We start from the raw sequence: 19,353 nt of genomic DNA on the forward strand, positions 1-19,353 counted from the left end.
GAGAGGTCCGGTATGAGCAGCGCTAAAGAAGTCATCGTCATTGGCGCCGGCATTATCGGGGCGTCCATCGCCTGGCACCTGACCAAGGCCGGGGCGCGGGTGACTGTGATTTCCGATAGTGGTGCCGGCGGCGTCGCCACGCCAAACTCCTTTGCCTGGATCAACGCCAGCTGGGGCAATCCCGAAATCTATTTCCGGCTGCGCATCCGTGCGATGGCCGAATGGAAGCGGCTGGCAAACGAGCTGCCCGGCCTGCCGCTCGCCTGGTGCGGCGGGCTGTGCTGGGGTCTGCCGGCCGACAGGCTCGAAGCCTACGCGGCTGAGCACGCTTGCTGGGGTTACGGCATCGAACGCGTCGACGCCGGGCGGGCAGCGCAAATCGAGCCCAATCTCGTCGAGCCGCCGGAATTCGCTGTCTATGTCGCGGAGGAAGGCGTGGCCGAACCGGTCGCAGCGGCCAAGGCGCTGCTGGCCCACGCAGAACGGCAAGGTGCGCGCGTTCTCTCCAGTTCTGTAACCGCACTTGTCCAGACCGATGGCAGGATTGCCGGTGTCGATACATCGCATGGGCTGATGCCAGCCGAAGAGGTGGTGATCGCAGCCGGTGTCGGGGCGCCCGATATTGCCGCTACCGCCGGCATCAAGCTGCCAATCGAGACGCCGCCCGGTCTGATCGTCCACTCGCAGCCCTACAAGAAGCTCCTCAACGGGCTGGTGCATGCCGAAAAGCTGCATATGCGCCAGACGGCGGAGGGCCGCATCATCGCCGGCTCGGATTTCGCGGGGAGCGATCCCGGTGAGAATCCCGACGCCACGGCGCGCGAGCTGTTTGCAGCAATGAAGGCGGCTTTGCGCGGCGCCGACGAACTGGAATTCGATTTCCACACGGTTGGCTACCGGCCGACGCCGATCGACGGCTTTCCGATCATCGGCCGCGCCGAGGGCACGGAAGGTCTCTATGTCGCCGTCATGCATTCCGGCATAACGCTGGCGCCCGCGGTCGGGCTGTTCGCCACGCGCGAAATTCTCGACGGCGAGCGTGATCCGCTGCTGACGCCTTATGGGTTGGGTCGGTTTGCTCAGTAGCCCGGCGGACGCTTGAAGCCGCCGGTCAGCGCTTCGATCGCCTTGGCGATGCCGAGCAGCCGCGATTCCGACCAGCGCTTGCCGACCAGTTGCAGGCCGATAGGCAGGCCGTCGCGGTCTTGCCCGCAGGGCAGCGAGAGTGCCGGATGGCCGGAATAATTGAAGACCGCGCCATAGGCCGGTAGCATCCAATAGCTTTGCTCCTTGCCGTCGACTTCGATCGGCGTGCCGGGCTCACAATGCGCGAAGGCCGTGGTCATGGCGACCGGGCACAGCAAGGCATCGCAGGTTTCGAAGAACCTGTCCCAGGCCAGGATCGAGCGGTCGCGGCGAGCGAGCGCCTCGAACCAATTGGTGATCGGCGTTGGCTGCTCCGGCGGTTCGGGCTGCGCTGCCTCCAGCATCATGCCGATCAGATCGCCGCCCTGCTCCAGATCGTCATGCAGATCGATCTCAGGCAAGTTCGCTTCTTCCACAATCACCCCTGCTGATTGCAACCGCTTGGCCAGGCTTTCGACCGCGGCAGCGATTTTACCAGCCACCGGAAAGCCGGGGAAGGACGGCGCGACGGCGATGCGCAATGTCTTGAGGTCGAGCCTGGGCATGGCCTCTACGGGCACCGGCGCGAGGTCGGTGTCTGCTCCGTCCGGGCCGGCGATGATTTTGTAGATCAGCGCAAGATCCTCCACGCTGCGCGCCAGCGGGCCGAGGCAGGACATCAGCCGCACGCTACGCGCCGCGCCGTTCGGATCGGGGAAGGCGCCGGCCAGGGACACGCGGTGCTCGGTCGGTTTCAACCCGTAGACGCCGCAAAAAGCCGACGGCAGGCGGATCGAATCCTGCATGTCGGTGCCGACATCGAACGGCGTCACGCCGGTCGCCACCGCTGCCGCTGCGCCACCGCTGGACCCGCCTGACGTGCGCGATCGGTTCCACGGATTGCTGGTGCGACCGAACAGCGGATTGTCCGATTGCCAGTCGCCCAGCATCGTCGCGACATTGGTCTTTCCAATCAGGATGCCGCCTGCGGCTTTCAATCGGGCGACGACCGGGCTGTCTGCCTTTGCCACATAGTCGGCGAATGGTGCGAAACCAACCGTGGTCTTCATATCAGCGGTTTGGTGCATGTCCTTCAACGTGAAAGGCACGCCATGCAGCGGTCCGAGCGCATCGCCGCGCGCCTGCACCGCGTCGGCTTGTTTCGCGCGCTCGCGGGCGCCTTCCCGATCGAGATTGACGACCGCGTTGACCGCCTCGCTGTGTCGGTCGATTTGGGTCAGATGGGCGTCCAGAGCTTCGACGGCGGAGATCTTTCGCGCCGCGATTGCGGCGGCGAGATCGATGGTCGAGGAAAAGGCGAGGTCCATGATTGCTCCGGCTGCTGCCAAACGTATCGCGGTTTAAAACCAAGTTCAGCATTCGGAGATCATCGGCGCTTGATCAAAATTGCGCTTGCCGGTCGGTTGAGGTTGGCGCTCTACGGCGCCCCCCTCTGTCCTGCCGGACATCTCCCCCACTTTGGGGGAAGATTGGCAGCTTTGGCTTCGGCGCCCCTTTTCCTGCGTTGAAAATTGGCGAAGGCCGCCGTGACCTCCAATCTCCCCCCTCGTGGGGGAGATGTCCGGCAGGACAGAGGGGGGCGCGAAGGAATGCGGCTTAGACTAGGGCCTAGACGACCAGTGCCAGCCTTGCCACAGCCGGCACGAACGGCCGAATGCTCATCCCATCGCCAGTGATCGTGACAAAACTCGCCGGCGGGATCGCCTGCCAATCGCCGCCTTCGCGGTCGAAGGGTTCGGACACGATGCAACGACCGCCGTTGCGGAGCGACGTGTACAGGGTCGGTGCGTGGGCATCGCTTGCGTAGCGCACGGCATAGAGCGCGCGCCCATCCGAAAGGGCCGCAGTGAGTTTCAAGGCCGGTTCGAGACCGGCGTGGCGTGACGCCTCCAGAACCCGAGCGGTGGCGCGCGATACTGCCCCTTGCGGGTCGCCAGCAAGACCCTCGTCGATCATCAGCAGGAAAAACAATTCGGAATCGGTGGTGCCCTCGCGCTGGTCGAAGACGGCGTCAGAGAGCGAGTTCTCCAGCGCGCGGCGGATCTTTTCGAAGCCGCCGATCTGGCCGTTGTGCATGAACGACCAGTTGCCGGAGATGAAGGGATGGCAGTTCATGCGGCTGGTGGCGCCGCCGGTCGACGCCCTGACATGGGCGAGGAACAGGCCGGATTTGATCTGCCGGCATAGGCTTTTCAGATTGGGATCCGACCAGGCCGGCAGGATGTCGCGGTAGAGGCCGGGCTCGGGCCGGTCGCCATACCAGGCAAGGCCGAAACCGTCGCCATTGGTCGGCGACTTGGCTTCCTGGGCGCAATGGCTCTGGGCGATCAGCGAGTGGCAAGGTGCGGTGACGACGTCTTCGAGGAAGACCGCTTCACCCAGATAGGCCGCCCATCGGCACATGGCTTCTAACCAATCCTAGGCGCGATCCAAGAGAGCCTGGGGCTCCTTGACCGCGTGCGAGCCTCTGTTGTGCGTCCGCTCGTAGAGTTCGCGAACGATTCGGCTTGCCGTAGTTTCGAAGAGAAACGGCAAGAAAGCGTGAACGAGTGCCGCACCAGCGGCCATCAGGAGGCGCGAGCAGAACCAGGCGGCAAAGGCCATATGGCTGAAATAGGTCTCGCCCACCTTGGCCGGGTGAGAGGTGAACAGCTTCGAAAACAGCGTCGTCATGGTGATCCCTCCTGCCGGGATAAGCCCCGATGTGGGTATCCTGCCACGGGGTAAAGGTTCATCGGTCTCAATTTGTCCTTGTCTAACGCCGTGGTTCGGGACATTCATCCCACATGGCGCTTGAATTTGATGAAATCGACCGAAGATTGCTGGCCGAGCTGCAACGCGACGGCACACTATCGGTCGATCAGCTCTCCGAAAAAGTGTCGCTGTCGCGCAACGCCTGCTGGCGCCGGGTCAAGCGGCTGGAAGAGGACGGCGTCATCACCGGACGGGTGGCGCTGGTCGATGCCGACAAGCTCGGGCTCGGACTTTCGGTGTTCATCCTGATCCGCACCTCCAATCATGACCCGGACTGGCTGCAGAAGTTCCGTGCGGCGGTGACCGGTTTTCCCGAGATCACCGGGGTCTATCGCATGTCCGGCGATCTCGACTACGTGCTGCGCGCCCGCGTCGCTGACATGAAGGCCTATGACCGGCTCTATCAGCGGCTGATCGCCAAGGTGGCGCTGTCGGACGTTTCGGCCTCCTTCGTCATGGAGGAGATCAAGGAGACGACCGTCGTTCCGATGGAATTGCGCTAGGTCACACTGACGCCTGAAAGAAAGCCGTTGATAGGCCTGCGGACGAGTTGACCGAATCGCCGTTCGCGCCGATAGGATCGATTTTATGCGCGCAGCCTTCCAAAATTCCTCCGTCATTGGTCCCACTGTCGGCTTCGTCAGGTTGCCGCATGGAGATGGACTTCCCCTTCCCGCCTATGAAAGCACCGGCGCCGCCGGCATGGATCTGCGCGCCGCGGTGCCGGAAGACCGGCCGCTGCTGATCCTGCCTGGCAAGCGCGCCTTGGTGCCGACCGGTCTGATCCTGGAAATTCCCGAAGGAATGGAAGGCCAGGTGCGGCCGCGCTCCGGCCTTGCCTTCAAGCATGGGCTGACCGTCCTCAATTCACCGGGCACGGTCGACAGCGACTATCGCGGCGAGGTCAAGGTGCTGCTGATCAACCTTGGCGACGAGGATTTCGCGGTGACGCGCGGCATGCGCATTGCCCAGATCGTCTTTGCCGCGGTGACGCAGGTGACGGTTGAGGAGCGCTCGCTGGCCGGCGCCACGACGCGCGGCGCGGGCGGGTTCGGATCGACCGGCACCGCCTGAAATGAGCATACCGAAACTGGTCATCTTCGACTGCGACGGCATCCTGGTCGACACCGAGAACCTTGCCAACCGGCGGCTTGCCGAGTGGTTTGTTGCCGCCGGTTATCCCACCACATTCGAATATTGCCGCAAATATTTTTCCGGCCGCAGCATGGCTTCGGTGCAGAAGGAAATCGAAGAGACGACCACGGTGCGGCTCGGCGCCGATTTCGTCGATCGCTGGAATGCCGGCCTGCCCGAACTGTTTGCGCATGGCGTCGAGGCGATCCCCTATGTGCGCGACTTCATCGAGGCGGTTCGCGCGGCCGGCATTCCCTATTGCGTCGCCACTTCCGCGCGTATCTCGAAGATGCACATCACGCTCGGCCAGACCGGGCTGCTGCCGCTGTTCGAGCATGGCATGTTCTCTTCGACCATGGTCAGCCGCGGCAAGCCGTTCCCGGACCTGTTCCTGCATGCGGCAAAGACCATGGGCTTTGTGCCCGCCGACTGCATCGTCATCGAGGACAGCGTTGCCGGCACGCAGGCCGGCATTGCCGCCGGCATGCGTGTCTATTCCTATCATGGCGATCCCTATTCCGACCGCGATGGCCTGGCCAGCGCCGGCGGCGTCCTGTTCGACGACATGCGCGAACTTGCCGGGCTGGTGCCGATCCACTGAAGCTGTGTTAGGTTCCGCGCGGCCAGCCTGAGGCGCCCATGCCAACGAACCTGCTTCGCTCCATCCTAAAGCGTTTCACCGTTTCATGGAAACGGCGAACCGCTCTATCTTTTTGTTTTGTCGCAATTTCCGGCCGGAAAACCGCACACACTTTTCCTGAAATTGCTCTAGCGCTTGTGCTGCTGCCGTGGCTTTGGACCGCAGCCGGCGCGCAAGCCGTCAGCTTCCCGGAATTCGGCAGCGCCATCCCCGGCCACATGGATGTGACCTATCTGGACCTCGCAAGGATGGTCATTCCCGGCCTCGCAGGTAACAGCAACGGTTTCTACCGGGGTGGATTGCCGATCGGGATGCGCCACATCGAGGGACCGGATGGCGGCGGTTCGCCGCCTGAGACATCGGGCCTCTCCAACGCCGGCGTGCTCGCCATCAAGGCCGGGGGCAAGGACCGGCTGGCGATGCTCTACGACCTCGGCGACTCTCCCGACAGCGCCGAAGGCTATGCCGTGCTGGCGCTCTACGACATCACAGACAAGCCGAAGCTGCTCGACGCCGTCAATGTCGCGCTCGACCGCGGCACCTATTTCCGTGAACCGGGCAAGCTTTCCGTTGGGCCGAACGACGACATCGTGATCACCATGAGCGCGCATTTCAATTCAAGCCAAAACTACGCAATCACGCCGCTGATCATGGTGCGCGACGACAAATTCCAACTGATCGACATGATCTTCACCTTCGATGAGAACCTGTGCGCCTACAGCCGGAAGCAGGACGTTGCTTTCCAGACGATCGCTGACGGACAGCCTTATGCCGCGGTCAAAGTGACGGTGACCGACGCCACGGTGCTCAACGGCGAGAGCTGCGACGACCAGCCCCCCAAGCCTGAAGCCCACGCAATTTCCGTTACCTATCATTGGGACAAAAAAACGTTGCACTACGTCAAGGATTCCGACGCGCTGGACAGATTGGCAGGAGAGAACGCCAAACGCTTCTGAGCCAACCGCATTCGTTTGCCCGGTGCATTTCTGCACGATAGAATCTGCCGATATTCCGCATCTGAAGGGAGCACTCATGGACAAGGGCAAGATCTTTCGCGACCTGCACGCCTCGACCTTCGTCATGCCCAACCCCTGGGATGTCGGCACGACCAAGCTCCTGGCCTCCTTCGGCTTCAAGGCGCTGGCGACGACCAGCGCCGGTTTTGCCTTCTCGCGCGGCCTGCCCGATGGCGCAGTGACCTTCGAGGCGATGATCCACCATTGCCGCGAGCTGACGGCGGCAACCAGCCTGCCGGTGTCGGCCGATCTCGAGAAAGGCAAGGGCGACAGCGCGACGAGTGCCGCCGAGACGGTTTTTGCGGCCGAAGCGGCAGGTCTCGCCGGCTGCTCGATCGAGGACCATACCGGCGATCCCGACAAGCCCATCTATGAGTTTTCACACGCCGTCGAGCGCGTTGCAGCTGCTGCTGAGGCCGCACGGGCGCTCAAGCATGATTTCGTCTTCACCGCACGGGCCGAGAATTTCCTTTGGGGCAAACCGGATCTCGACGACACGATCAAGCGGCTGCAGGCCTTCGAAAAGGCCGGCGCCGATGTGCTCTATGCGCCCGGCCTCAAAGATGTCGAGACCATCCAGAAAGTCTGCTCGGCGGTGAGCAGGCCGGTCAATGTCATGGCACTCCCGGCCTTCACCATCGCCGACCTTGCCATGGCCGGGGTCAAGCGCATCTCGCTCGGTCCGTGGCTGACCAATTTCGCCTTCGGCATGCTGGAAACCGCGGCGCGCGAGATCCAGCAGGACGGCACGTTCGGCTTCACCCGGGCCGCCATCCCGTTCGGCAAATTGCAGGCGCTGTTTTCCAAATCCTCAGGCTAGGGGGTCCCGGCGCATGACGCTCACCGTCGTCGACATGCACACCGGCGGCGAGCCGCTCAGGATCGTCACCGACGGCTATCCAGACATTCCCAAAGGCACGATCCTGGAAAAGCGCGCCTATGTGCGCGACCACCTCGACCATTTGCGCAAGCTGCTGATCTTCGAGCCGCGCGGCCACTACGACATGTATGGCGCGCTGCTGGTGGAGCCCGACCTGCCCGGCGCCGAGCTGGCCGTGCTGTTTATGCACAACGAGGGCTATTCGACGATGTGCGGCCACGCCATCATTGCGCTTGGCCGCTACGCCGTCGACGAAGGGCTGGTGGTCAAGCAGGAGCCAATCACCACCGTCAACATCGAGGCGCCGTGCGGCATGGTCGTCGCCTCGGTCGAGGTCAGGGACGGCAAAGCGGGATCGGTGTCGTTCGAAAGCGTGCCGGCCTTTCTGTTTGCCCATGACCAACAAATCGAATTGGGGGGATACGGCAAGATTGCGTTCGACATCGCCTATGGCGGCGCCTTCTACGCGCTGGCCGACTGCCATCAATTCGGCCTGGAGTTCGGCCGCAGCCGGGTGCGCGATTTCGTCGACGCGGCAACCGCGCTGACCGAGCGGCTGAAGGCGGCGTTCCCTCTATCGCATCCCGACCATGCCGATCTCGCTTTCCTCTACGGCACCATCCTCACCGATGGACACGATGCGTTCTCCGGCGAGGCAACAAAAAACATCTGCGTCTTTGCCGATGCCGAGGTCGACCGCTCGCCGACCGGCTCCGGCGTCACCGCGCGGCTGGCGGCAATGCATGCCAAGGGTGAGATCAACCCTGGTCAGGGGCGGTCCTTCGAAAGCATCGCCGGCTCGCGCTTTTCCGGAGCGGTGGCGCGCACGACCATGGCCGGCCCGCATGATGCGATCATCGCCCGCGTCGGCGGCCGCGCCTACTATTCGGGCCGGGCGGAATTCACCGTCGAGCCGGATGACGAATTGGGACGCGGTTTTCTTCTGCGTTGATAGGCCTATCGCCCGGCGCTCTCCCGCGCGCCGACCGCCTTGTGCAGATGCACCATCATGGCGGCGGCAAAGAGCGGCGTCAGCAGGTTGAGCAGGGGCACGGCGAGGAAGACAGCGATGAGCAGCCCGGCCAGAAAGACGGTGCCGGCATATTTCCGGCGCAACGCCCTCGCCTCATCTTCCGGGCGGAAGCGCATGGCGGCGAATTCGAAGAATTCACGTCCGAGCAGATAGCCGTTGACGATGAAGAAGGCGGCGATGTTGACGCCCGGAACCAACAGAAGGAGCAAGGCGACGATGTTGCCCAGGATGACGACGCCGAAGAATTTCACCGACAACACGAGCGAGCGCAGCGCCGGCATGGCGCGTCCGACGGGATCGGCCGGATAGTCGGTGCGCTCGACCACTTCGGCGATGTCGTCGAGAAACAGGCCGGCCACGATTGCCGTCACCGGCGCGATCAGCAGCGCCATCCCGAAGGCAAGCGCGATGGCAGCGATGATGCCGCTCAGCCATCCGGCCCAGGACGGCAGGCCGGGCAGCAAGGAGTGAACCCATGGCAGGGCCAGCCAATCGACAAGCCCGGTCAAGACGAACCACAAGGCGACCAGCGCCAGGACGGTCAAGCCCAGCGTCTTCAGGAAAACCGCGCGGAATTCGGGAGAAAACAGCCGGCTGAAGGCGGCGCGGGCAGCGTTGGAGATCACGGCGTTTCCACCCCCAGGAACAAACGGATATCTCCGACATAGGCGGAGACCCTGTCAGCCGCAAGCCTGCTGGAGCGGGCGCAATTCCGGACGGGAACTAGAGCATGATCCCAAAAAGTGGGTACCGGTTTTTGGAAAAGATCATGCTCCAACAAAGGGCTAGATCATGATGAGATTTCAACCAAATCTCATCATGATCTAGCGCGCCAGCGCCCGGGAGCGGGCGGGGATGGTCATTGCCGCAACGCCGGCGACGACGCAGCCCATGCCCCAGAAAGCTGTCGGCCCAACGCTTTCACCGAGGAACAGGACGCCGATGCCGACGCCGATCGGCACGCGCAGATAGGCCTGCGACGTCGTGCCGACCGAACCAAGCGTGTGGATGAGGCGGAAAAAGATGCAGAAGGCCAGCGCCGTGGAGAACACCGACAATGCCAACAAGGCCAGTATCGACGCCATTGAAGGCGACAGCGTCCACGGGCGGTCGAAGGCCAGGCTCAAGGGGACGAGGATGACCGCGCCGCACAGCATCGAGCCGGCGGCCGGCAGCATCGGGTCGAGTCCCCTAAAGCTGCGGCCGAAAATGGCGGCGCCGGCATAGCAGACCGTGGCGGCAATGACGGCAAGCTGCGCCCACAATTGATGGCCGAGCCCGCCAAGCGCCTGGGTGCCGACGATCAGGCAAATGCCGGCAATGCCGGCACCGACACCGAACAGCTTGCGTGCGGTCACGGATTCATGGCGGGTGATAAGCGCGGTCAGCAGGAAGGTGAAGATCGGCGAGGTCGCGTTGAGAATGGTGGCCAGACCGGCGTCGATGGAGCGCTCGGCGGCGGCGATCAGCGTGAACGGCACGACGCTGTTGAGGCAGGCCTGGACCATGAACCGCCACAAGGTCGCGCTGTCCTTGGGCATGGCGGGCCGCGCCAGCGGATCAGCGCGAGCAGGATGGCGCCGGCAATCAAGGTGCGGGCAGCGATGAAGGATATCGGCGGGATCGTCTCGACACCGATCTTGATGAAGGTATAGGACGCGCCCCACAGGGCGGCCAGCACGCCAAGCAGCGCCAGTTCGGTGGTCATGTCGGTCTTTGCTTGCATGCGGGTGCTTCCAGCGCTTGATTTGAGGCCAAGCTTGTAGGCGACCCGGCGGTCAGATGCTTCGGCCACGGTCGAACTGTGATGGAGCCTCGTCCCAGGCGCGCGCGCCGGCTTGGGCCGGCAAAGGATGGAAATCGGTTGCCATTTTTCGGGGTGATGCTGTAGACCCGCCCGGGCGCGGCAGAAAGCCGGCAGGTTCCGAGGCGGAGACATTGATGCCGGATTTTGACGTGCTTTGCATCGGCAATGCCATTGTCGACATCATCGCCCAGTGCGACGACGCTTTTCTCGAGACCAACGGCATCATCAAGGGTGCGATGAACCTCATCGACACCAAGCGCGCCGAGCTGCTCTACAGCCGCATGGGGCCGGCGATCGAGGCCTCGGGCGGCAGCGCCGGCAACACGGCGGCGGGCGTCGCCAGCTTCGGCGGCCGCGCCGCATTCTTCGGCAAGGTATCGAACGACCCGCTCGGCGAGATCTACGCCCATGACATCCATGCCCAGGGCGTTGCCTTCGACACTAGGCCGCTTGAGGGACAGCCGCCGACGGCGCGCTCGATGATATTCGTCACCCCCGATGGCGAGCGTTCGATGAACACCTATCTCGGCGCCTGCGTCGAACTCGGCCCGGAAGACGTCGAGGCCGACAAGGCATCCGGCGCCAAGGTTACCTATTTCGAGGGCTATCTGTGGGATCCGCCGCGCGCCAAGGAGGCGATCCGGCAGACGGCGAAGCTCGCACACGAGGCCGGGCGCGAAGTGTCGATGACGTTGTCGGATTCGTTCTGCGTCGACCGCTACCGGGACGAGTTCCTCGAGCTGATGCGCTCGGGCACTGTCGACATCGTCTTTGCCAACAGCCACGAGATCAAGTCGCTCTACCAGACAAAATCCTTCGACGAGGCGCTGGCGGCTATCCGCAAAGACTGCAAGATTGCCGCCGTCACCCGCTCCGAAAAAGGCTCAGTGATCGTGCGCGGCGACGAGACCGTCACCATTCAGGCGACGACGATCCGCGAACTGGTCGACACCACCGGCGCCGGCGACCTCTACGCCGCCGGCTTCCTCTACGGCTACACGACCGGACGCAGCCTGCAGGATTGCGGTGATCTCGGCTCGCTGGCAGCCGGGCTGGTGATCCAGCAGCTCGGGCCGCGGCCGCGGCAGAACCTGCGCAGCGCGGCCCAACTGGCGGGGTTGCTGTAGGGCCGTCTTTCGGCGCGCAGCGCCGAGCCAGATGAGGGGTGCCCGCCGGTTCAGGCTGTCCGGCGCTCCGCTCAGGCGGTGCGGCGAAGGTCGTCGGACGTAGGCCCGGGTTCCAAAGCCCCGGCGGTGACCAGCCGGTTCCGGCCGCTCTTTTTGCCGATGTACATCAGTCGGTCGGCGAGCGTTATCAGCGCCTCCGAATCGGACGCTTCCGCCGGGTAGATGGCGACGCCAACGGTGCAACCAACATGGATGGCACCATTCGGCGTCGGCACCTTGATCCGCAGCTTTTCCAGGATACGTTCGGCGACGCCCACGGCCTTCTGTCGGGCCCGGCTAGCCTCTCCTGAAAACAGGAATGCGAACTCGTCTCCACCGAGCCGCGCCACGAAATCAGCGCTGCGCAGGACGGTGCGAAGCTGACCCGCCACCTCATGCAGCAGCGCGTCGCCGGCCTCGTGGCCGAGCGTGTCGTTGACCTTCTTGAACCTATCGAGGTCGATGAACAGCAGGCCGGCCGCCTGGCCGGTGCTGTCGCAGCGGTCGATCACCGACCTCAGCTCGTTGTGAAAGGCGCGCCGGTTGGGCAGGCCGGTCAATGCATCGTGGTTGGCCGAGTGGTCGCTGTGCTGCTTGGCCAGCTCGATCTCGCGCTTTTGTACGGAGAGTTCCTCATTGGCGGCCTTGAGTTCGAGCAGCAGCTCGGCGTTGAGATCCTCGACGACCTTGCGGTCGCTGATGTCGACGACGAAACCTTCGAGGAATTCGAGTTCGCCGGCCTCGTCCCAGACGCCGCCGCCGATCTCGCGCACCCAGAGCGGCTCGCCGACCTGCGGCACGATGCGGTAGTCGACGTTCCAGTTGCAGCGCGCCTCGAGCGCGGTATCGACGGCGGCATAGACGGCAGCGAGATCATCCGGGTGGATGGCCGAGACATAGTCGCGCACGGCATTTTGAATGAAGTCGCTCGGCCGATAACCGCTGACGGTGAAAATGCCGTCGCTGATGTAGAGCATGGTGTAGGACGCATCGTTGCGGCAACGGTAGAGATAACCGTCCATGCGGCCGGTGATGCTGAGCAGCGCATCCAGGCGCTCGTCGTGATAGACCCCCTGGCCGACCACAGATGCCGTGTCATGCTTCATGGCCGCACCCCCGTTTTGGCGGTCTGAGCGCGCCGCCAATGCCATAAGGCCATAGGGGGCGAGAACGTTCCCTATAGCAGCCGAATATGATCAATCTCTTATGGGTTGGCTATTTTGCCGCCAATCAGGCTCCCGCGCTATAGGCCGCGATCGCAGCCATGTTGACGATGTCCGAATCCTTGGCGTTGAGCGAGACGATCTGGACCGGTTTGTTCAAGCCGACCAGCAGCGGGCCGATGACGGTGGAGCCGCCGAGTTCCTGCAGCATCTTGGTCGAGATCGAGGCCGAGTGGAACGCCGGCATGATCAGCACATTGGCCGGGCCGGTCAGGCGAATGAATGGATACTGCGCCATGGCGCGGGCATTGAGCGCAACGTCGGCGGCCATCTCGCCATCATACTCGAAATCGACGCGGCGCTTGTCGAGGATGCGTACCGCTTCCTGGACGCGTTCCGAGCGCTCGCCCTGCGGGTGGCCGAAGGTCGAATAGGCAAGCATGGCGAGCCTCGGCTCATAGCCCATGCGGCGGGCGAAGCCCGCCGCCTCCTCGGCGATATCGGCGATCTGCTCGGCATTGGGCATATCGTGCACGGCGGTGTCGGCGACGAGCACGGTCTTGCCCCGGGCGAGCACGATCGAGACGCCGATGACGCGGTGGCCGGGCTTGGCGTCGATGATGCGGCGGATGTCATCGAGCGCCGTCGAATAGTTTCGGGTCACGCCGGTGACGATGCCGTCGGCATCGCCCAGCGCCACCATGCAGGCGGCGAAGTGGTTGCGGTCGTTGTTGATCAGGCGCTGGCAGTCGCGGAACAGGAAGCCTTTGCGCTGCATGCGCTCGTAGAGATAATCGGTATAGATGCCGTTGCGGCGCGACAGCCTGGCATTGATGATCTCGATGCCTTGCTTGTTGAGGTCGATGCCGGCGTGCCTGGCGTTTTCCTTGATGACATCGTCGCGGCCGAGCAGGATCGCGGTGCCGAGCTTCTGGTTCACATAGGAGACGGCGGCGCGCATCACCTGTTCTTCCTCGCCCTCGGCAAAGACGATGCGCTTGGGCTGGCGGCGGACGCGATCGTAGATGCGCTGCAAGGTCGAGGCGATCGGGTCGCGGCGGGCCGACAGCTCCTGCGCGTAGCGGTCGAGGTCGAGGATAGGCTTGCGGGCGACGCCTGACTCCATCGCCGCTTTGGCCACCGCGAGCGGGATGGCCGAGATCAGGCGCGGATCGAACGGCACCGGGATGATGTAGTTCGGGCCGAATTTCGGCCGGTTGCCCTGATAGGCGGCGGCGACATCGTCGGGCACGTCCTTGCGCGCCAGGTCGGCCAGCGCTCTCGCTGCGGCGATCTTCATGTGGTCATTGATGGTGGTGGCCCTGACATCCAGCGCACCGCGGAAGATGTAGGGGAAGCCCAGCACATTGTTGACCTGGTTGGGGTAGTCGGAACGCCCGGTGGCCATGATGGCGTCGGTGCGGATTTCGGCCACTTCCTCCGGCGTGATCTCCGGGTCGGGATTGGCCATGGCGAAGATGATCGGGTTCTTGGCCATCGATTGCACCATCCTGGTGGTCAATGCGCCCTTGGCCGACAGGCCGAGGAAGACGTCGGCGCCGTCCAGCGCCTCGGCCAGGCTGCGCGTGTCGGTCTTGACCGCATGCGCCGACTTCCACTGGTTCATGCCTTCGGTGCGGCCCTGGTAGACGACGCCCTTGGTGTCGCACAGGATGATGTTCTCGGGGGCAAAGCCCATCGCCTTCATCAGTTCGATGCAGGCGATACCGGCGGCGCCGGCGCCGTTGCAGACCATTTTCGTGGTCTTCATGTCGCGGCCGGTGATCTCCAGCGCGTTGATCAGCCCGGCGGCCGAGATGATGGCGGTGCCGTGCTGGTCGTCATGGAAGACCGGGATGTCCATCAGTTCGCGCAGCCGCTGCTCGATGATGAAGCATTCCGGCGCCTTGATGTCTTCCAGGTTGATGCCGCCGAAGGACGGCCCGAGAAAGCGCACGCAGTTGATGAATTCGTCGGCATCCTCGGTGTCGACCTCGAGGTCGATGGAATCGACATCGGCGAAGCGCTTGAACAGCACCGCCTTGCCTTCCATCACCGGCTTGGAGGCCAACGCGCCGAGATTGCCGAGGCCGAGAATGGCGGTGCCGTTGGAGATGACGGCGACCATGTTGCCGCGCGTCGTGTAGTCGAAAGCGCGGCTGGGGTCTTCGGCAATGGCCAGCACAGGAACCGCGACACCCGGCGAATAGGCGAGGCTCAGATCGCGCTGCGTCGCCATCGGCTTGGTGGCGACGATCTCCAGCTTGCCGGGGCGGCCCATGGCGTGGAATTCCAGCGCCTCCTCGGCGCTGACGGAGGGGCCGCTGTTTTCGGTTTTCTTGGCCATGATGCTTTTGATTTCCTCGCCGGTGCCGCACCCTTGAGACGGGTGTGTGTTTTTGAAACTTCTGAATCAAGGCTACACGCCACCGCTGTAAACCGCCAAGCAATCTTCACGCCCGCAGCGAAATCTCCCGAGGTCGAACGGCGTCACGTCGGCTCTGGCTCGCTGACGAAGGCAGCGATTTCGCGCACCGTTCCCCGACGCATCATGCCGTCTGTGCCGGGGAAAGGCCACGTCTCGATGCGTGGCGCACGGCTTCCCTTGCGCCGCAGCAATGCAGTCAGGAACGCCATGAGTTCGATGCGCTGGGCGTGAACCTTCTCCAGCGTGCGGCGGCGGATCTGCTGACGCGGTATGGCACGATCCCGCAGCGTCTCGACGGCGCGGCGAATGGCAGCCGGCTCCGGATCGGCGACGATGCAATAATCCGGATCGAAATAGACGTCGCGACCGCCAAGGCTCGGCGTACTGACGATCGGCAGGCCGGCCATCAGATATTCCATCGAGGAGTACATCGCTCCTTCCACGGCCGACAGGCACAGCCCGACGGCGGCCTGGTTGTAGACGTGGTTGACCTGTTGCGCCGTCAGCTTGCCCGGCCAGCCGTCGACGAGCGGATTGGCGATCTGGTGGAGCAGCGATTGCGCCTGCAGTCGCCGGACAAAGGCGCGGGCGGCAACCGGCGGCAATTCGCCGATCGAATAGGTGATGTGGGCCAGCCGCTCTATGTCGAAGGCCAGGTGATGGCGTTTGATCGGCGAGATGCGGCCATTGTAGACGGCGTCGAATTCGACCGGCACGTCCGGCAGCGGCCGGAAGATATCCTCCGATACCATCAGATTGTGGTTGGAGAAGAAGGCATTGCCGCCCGCAGCCGCGACGAGACGGCGCTCTTCCTCGGTGTTGCACAGGAAGATGATTTCGTGCAGCGGAAACCGGCCGGCGTACCAGGCGAGGTCGCGGCCCATCCGGGAGATGACCGCCGGCCGCTCCATGGTCCAGGTCTGCATCGTCAGGAAGGTGACGCGCCGTCCCGCCAGGCGCCGGCCAAGGGCCGCCAGCGGATAGAGCGGACGGGCTCCGCCAATCGGGACATAGAGCACCAGCGGGTCGCGGCTGAGCACATGCAGCGAGATGTCGATGCCGCCATCGACATCGGACAGCGGCCCGCGTGTCGGCAGGAGGAAGGGGACGCGCTTGCGCACTGTCCCCCTGAGCTTGCCTTTGGTGCGGTGGACGCGCCGCGCCGCCAACAGCAGCAGGCGCTCAAGCGCCGATCCAGCCGGACCGACCAGCTCTTCGAACGCCTCCTGTTTGTCCTGATCCATGCCGCTTATCCCCGCCATGGCGATCATAGGGTCTGGTTGGCGCCCGAAGCAACCAACGGCTTCACCCGGCGTAGAGGGAGCACAAGCCGCCGTCGAGGCCGGTCGTCCCCTGCTTTTCGGGCCGCCGGCATTAAACCCCGCACCCACATCTGCTAGCGTGCGGGCATGAACATGCACACTTCAGCAGAAACCGACGCCCCCGAGGTGACACCGCCTGCGCCCGTCGGCAGCGTCACGCCGATGATGGAGCAATATATCGAGATCAAGGCGGCGAACCCGGATTCTCTGCTGTTCTACCGCATGGGCGATTTCTACGAGCTGTTCTTCGACGACGCCGAGAAGGCGAGCAAGGCGCTGGGCATCGTCCTGACCAAGCGCGGCAAGCACCAGGGTAACGACATTCCGATGTGCGGCGTGCCGGTGCATGCGGCCGACGACTATCTGCAAAAGCTGATCGGCCAGGGTTTTCGCGTTGCCGTCTGCGAGCAGATCGAGGACCCGGCGGAAGCCAGGAAGCGCGGCGGCAAATCGGTCGTACGCCGTGACGTGGTGCGCCTGGTGACGCCAGGCACCATCACCGAGGATAAATTGCTGGCGCCGTCGGAATCGAGCTTCCTGATGGCGCTAGGGCGGGTGAAGGGCGGCAACAGCGGTGACGCCTTCGCCATGGCCTGGATCGAGATCTCGACCGGCGTCTTCCGCGTCGCCGAAACCACGGCCGACCGCCTGCTGGCCGATGTCTTCCGCGTCGACCCGCGCGAGCTGATCGTCGCCGAGCCGGTGTTTTACGATCCCGAGCTGAAGCCGGTGTTCGACGTCATCGGCCGCGTCGCCAGCCCGCAGCCGCCGTCGCTTTTCGATTCGGCTTCGGCAGCGGGGCGGATCGCGCGCTTCTTCGAAGTGGCGACGCCTGACAGTTTCGGTGCCTTCTCGCGCGCCGAATTGTCGGCGATCTCGGGCGCCATCGCCTACGTCGAAAAGACGCAGAAGGCCGAGCGGCCGCCTTTGTCGCGTCCCGAACGCGAGGAGCAGGGCTCGACGCTGTTCATCGATCCTGCGACACGCGGCAATCTGGAACTGTTGCGCACGCTGTCGGGCAGCCGCGACGGCTCGCTGTTCAAGGCTATAGACCGCACGGTCACCGGCGGCGGCGCCAGGCTGCTCGCCGACCGGCTGATGGCGCCGCTGACCGATCCGGCGGCGATTGCCGCCCGGCTTGATTCGGTATCGTTCTTCCGCGCCGAGACGCGGCTCTGCCAGGCGGTGCGGTCAAGCCTGAAGAGCGTCGCCGACATGCCGCGAGCGCTGTCGCGGTTGGCGCTCAACCGCGGCGGCCCGCGCGACCTCGGCGCGCTGCGTGCCGGCTTTGAAGCGGCGGGCGCCATTGCCGAACTGTTCGGAACGACCGTCCTGCCCGCTGAGCTGACCGCGGCACTTGCCGCGATAAAGGCGCTGCCGCGCGCGCTGGCCGAGCATCTGACCCAGGCTCTTGGCGAGGAACTGCCGCTGCTGAGGCGCGACGGCGGCTTCGTGCGTGGCGGCTACCATGCCGAACTCGACGAAATGCGGGCGCTGCGCGACGAATCGCGCAAGGTGATCGCCGGACTGGAGCGCTCGCTGATCGAGGAGACCGGCATCCGCTCGCTGAAAATCCGGCACAACAATGTGCTGGGTTACTACATCGAGGTGACCGCCAACCACCATTCGATCATGACCGGAAGCGACGGCGCCAAGGCGCGCTTCATCCACCGCCAGACCATGGCCAATGCCATGCGTTTCACCACGACCGAACTTGCCGAACTCGAGACCAAGATCGCCAATGCCGCCGACCGGGCGCTGAGCATCGAGCTTGCCGCTTTCGATACGCTGACGGCTGAGGCGGTCGGCGAGGCGCAGAAGATCCGCGCCGGCGCCGATGCGCTCGCCGTGCTCGACGTGTCGGCGGCGCTCGCGCTGTTGTCGGAGAGCGAAGCCTGGTGCCGGCCGCTGGTCGATTCCAGCCTCGCCTTCGACATCTCGGGCGGGCGCCATCCTGTGGTGGAACAGGCGCTGCGGCGTTCGGGCGAAGGGCGGTTCGTCGCCAATGATTGCGATCTGTCGCCGCAAGACGGGGCCAAGGCCGGCGCGATCTGGCTGCTCACCGGTCCGAATATGGGCGGTAAGTCGACCTTCCTGCGGCAAAACGCACTGATCGCCATCCTCGCCCAAACCGGTTCCTTCGTGCCGGCGACATCGGCCCATATCGGCGTCGTCGACCGGTTGTTCTCGCGCGTCGGCGCCTCGGACGATCTGGCGCGTGGCCGCTCCACCTTTATGGTCGAGATGGTCGAGACGGCGGCGATCCTCAACCAGGCCGGTGAGCGGGCGCTGGTGATCCTCGACGAAATCGGCCGCGGCACCGCCACTTTCGATGGCCTGTCGATCGCCTGGGCGGCGGTCGAGTACCTGCACGAGAAGAACCGCTGCCGGGCGATCTTTGCCACCCATTTCCACGAGATGACGGCGCTGTCCGGCAAACTGCCGCGCCTTTCCAACGTCACCATGCGGGTCAAGGAATGGGAAGGCGACGTCGTCTTCCTGCACGAGGTCGGCAAGGGTGCCGCCGATCGCTCCTATGGCGTTCAGGTCGCTCGCCTTGCCGGTCTGCCGGAAGCGGTGGTCGGCCGCGCCAAAGAGGTGCTGCATCAGCTCGAGGAAGGCGATGTCTCCGGCAAGGCCAACCGACTGGTCGACGATCTGCCGCTGTTTTCGGTGGCAATGAAGCGGGAAGCGGCAAAGCCTGCGAAGAGCGACGCATTGGGCGCAGCGCTGGGTGAGATCAATCCAGACGAGATGACGCCGCGCGAGGCGCTGGAAGCGCTCTACCGGCTGAAGGGGCTGGCGGGGAAAACCTAGCCCGATTTCGGCCTTGACCAATTGTACCGATTGGTACAATGCTCGCC

General features: G+C 64.2%; 16 protein-coding genes and 1 pseudogene. 9 read left to right on the forward strand and 8 right to left on the reverse strand.

What is annotated here, in order from left to right:
• Positions 1 to 12: 12 nt before the first annotated feature.
• Positions 13 to 1,086 carry an NAD(P)/FAD-dependent oxidoreductase gene (locus NKH38_RS22960; RefSeq protein WP_352763642.1) on the forward strand — a complete coding sequence of 358 codons (1,074 nt, stop codon included), beginning with the start codon at positions 13 to 15 and terminating at the stop codon, positions 1,084 to 1,086.
• Here NKH38_RS22960 and NKH38_RS22965 read toward each other — a convergent pair.
• From NKH38_RS22965 to NKH38_RS22975, 3 genes are all read right to left on the reverse strand, one after another.
• Complete coding sequence (locus NKH38_RS22965; protein ID WP_023729594.1) at positions 1,080 to 2,453, reverse strand: amidase; 1,374 nt, start codon at positions 2,451 to 2,453, stop codon at positions 1,080 to 1,082. The genes NKH38_RS22960 and NKH38_RS22965 overlap by 7 nt on opposite strands.
• Before the next feature lie 301 nt (positions 2,454 to 2,754).
• On the reverse strand, positions 2,755 to 3,549 hold the full coding sequence (locus NKH38_RS22970; RefSeq protein WP_023685116.1) for a class II glutamine amidotransferase: 795 nt from the start codon (positions 3,547 to 3,549) through the stop codon (positions 2,755 to 2,757).
• Positions 3,550 to 3,564: 15 nt separating this feature from the next.
• Positions 3,565 to 3,819 carry a DUF6356 family protein gene (locus tag NKH38_RS22975; RefSeq protein WP_023685117.1) on the reverse strand — a complete coding sequence of 85 codons (255 nt, stop codon included), beginning with the start codon at positions 3,817 to 3,819 and terminating at the stop codon, positions 3,565 to 3,567.
• 113 nt (positions 3,820 to 3,932) lie between these two features.
• On the opposite strand from NKH38_RS22975, the gene NKH38_RS22980 reads away from it, so the two are divergent.
• The 6 genes from NKH38_RS22980 to NKH38_RS23005 all read left to right on the forward strand — a co-directional run bounded on the left by NKH38_RS22980 (position 3,933) and on the right by NKH38_RS23005 (position 8,522).
• Positions 3,933 to 4,403 carry an Lrp/AsnC family transcriptional regulator gene (locus tag NKH38_RS22980; RefSeq protein ID WP_023672880.1) on the forward strand — a complete coding sequence of 157 codons (471 nt, stop codon included), beginning with the start codon at positions 3,933 to 3,935 and terminating at the stop codon, positions 4,401 to 4,403.
• An 85-nt stretch (positions 4,404 to 4,488) separates the two neighbouring features.
• Positions 4,489 to 4,974 (forward strand): dUTP diphosphatase, encoded by a 486-nt coding sequence (gene dut / locus NKH38_RS22985; RefSeq protein WP_023672879.1) that lies wholly within the window; start codon positions 4,489 to 4,491, stop codon positions 4,972 to 4,974.
• A 1-nt stretch (position 4,975) separates the two neighbouring features.
• Positions 4,976 to 5,635 carry an HAD family hydrolase gene (locus tag NKH38_RS22990; RefSeq protein ID WP_023729595.1) on the forward strand — a complete coding sequence of 220 codons (660 nt, stop codon included), beginning with the start codon at positions 4,976 to 4,978 and terminating at the stop codon, positions 5,633 to 5,635.
• A 176-nt stretch (positions 5,636 to 5,811) separates the two neighbouring features.
• Positions 5,812 to 6,630, forward strand: coding sequence for a hypothetical protein (locus NKH38_RS22995; protein ID WP_245264494.1), 819 nt, complete (start codon positions 5,812 to 5,814; stop codon positions 6,628 to 6,630).
• A gap of 76 nt (positions 6,631 to 6,706) precedes the next feature.
• A complete protein-coding gene (locus NKH38_RS23000) occupies positions 6,707 to 7,510 on the forward strand; it encodes an isocitrate lyase/PEP mutase family protein (protein ID WP_352763651.1) in 804 nt (267 codons plus the stop codon).
• A gap of 13 nt (positions 7,511 to 7,523) precedes the next feature.
• Complete coding sequence (locus NKH38_RS23005; RefSeq protein ID WP_352763654.1) at positions 7,524 to 8,522, forward strand: proline racemase family protein; 999 nt, start codon at positions 7,524 to 7,526, stop codon at positions 8,520 to 8,522.
• A gap of 5 nt (positions 8,523 to 8,527) precedes the next feature.
• Here NKH38_RS23005 and NKH38_RS23010 read toward each other — a convergent pair whose 3' ends face one another.
• A complete protein-coding gene (locus tag NKH38_RS23010; RefSeq protein WP_352763657.1) occupies positions 8,528 to 9,229 on the reverse strand; it encodes a sulfate transporter family protein in 702 nt (233 codons plus the stop codon).
• Between the two features lie 198 nt (positions 9,230 to 9,427).
• A pseudogene (locus NKH38_RS23015) lies at positions 9,428 to 10,329 on the reverse strand (DMT family transporter).
• Between the two features lie 215 nt (positions 10,330 to 10,544).
• Between NKH38_RS23015 and NKH38_RS23020 the strand changes: the two are divergent.
• Positions 10,545 to 11,537, forward strand: a complete 993-nt coding sequence (locus NKH38_RS23020; protein WP_023823800.1) for an adenosine kinase — start codon at positions 10,545 to 10,547, stop codon at positions 11,535 to 11,537.
• Positions 11,538 to 11,608: 71 nt separating this feature from the next.
• Here the strand turns inward: NKH38_RS23020 and NKH38_RS23025 are convergent, their stop codons facing one another.
• The 3 genes from NKH38_RS23025 to NKH38_RS23035 form a co-directional block, all read right to left on the reverse strand.
• Positions 11,609 to 12,682, reverse strand: coding sequence for a GGDEF domain-containing protein (locus NKH38_RS23025; RefSeq protein WP_023746643.1), 1,074 nt, complete (start codon positions 12,680 to 12,682; stop codon positions 11,609 to 11,611).
• A 124-nt stretch (positions 12,683 to 12,806) separates the two neighbouring features.
• The gene (locus tag NKH38_RS23030; protein ID WP_023745223.1) at positions 12,807 to 15,086 is read right to left on the reverse strand and encodes an NADP-dependent malic enzyme; all 2,280 of its coding nucleotides are present in this window, start codon (positions 15,084 to 15,086) and stop codon (positions 12,807 to 12,809) included.
• Between the two features lie 143 nt (positions 15,087 to 15,229).
• Positions 15,230 to 16,411: a glycosyltransferase family protein gene (locus NKH38_RS23035; RefSeq protein WP_352763663.1), complete on the reverse strand. Its 1,182-nt coding sequence runs from the start codon at positions 16,409 to 16,411 to the stop codon at positions 15,230 to 15,232.
• A 165-nt stretch (positions 16,412 to 16,576) separates the two neighbouring features.
• Here NKH38_RS23035 and mutS point away from each other — a divergent pair, with 165 nt between their 5' ends.
• Positions 16,577 to 19,306, forward strand: coding sequence for a DNA mismatch repair protein MutS (gene mutS, locus NKH38_RS23040; RefSeq protein ID WP_352763666.1), 2,730 nt, complete (start codon positions 16,577 to 16,579; stop codon positions 19,304 to 19,306).
• Positions 19,307 to 19,353: the final 47 nt, after the last annotated feature.

The organism is Mesorhizobium sp. M1078, from assembly GCF_040318615.1.
In the GTDB taxonomy this organism is placed as follows: Bacteria; Pseudomonadota; Alphaproteobacteria; order Rhizobiales; family Rhizobiaceae; genus Mesorhizobium.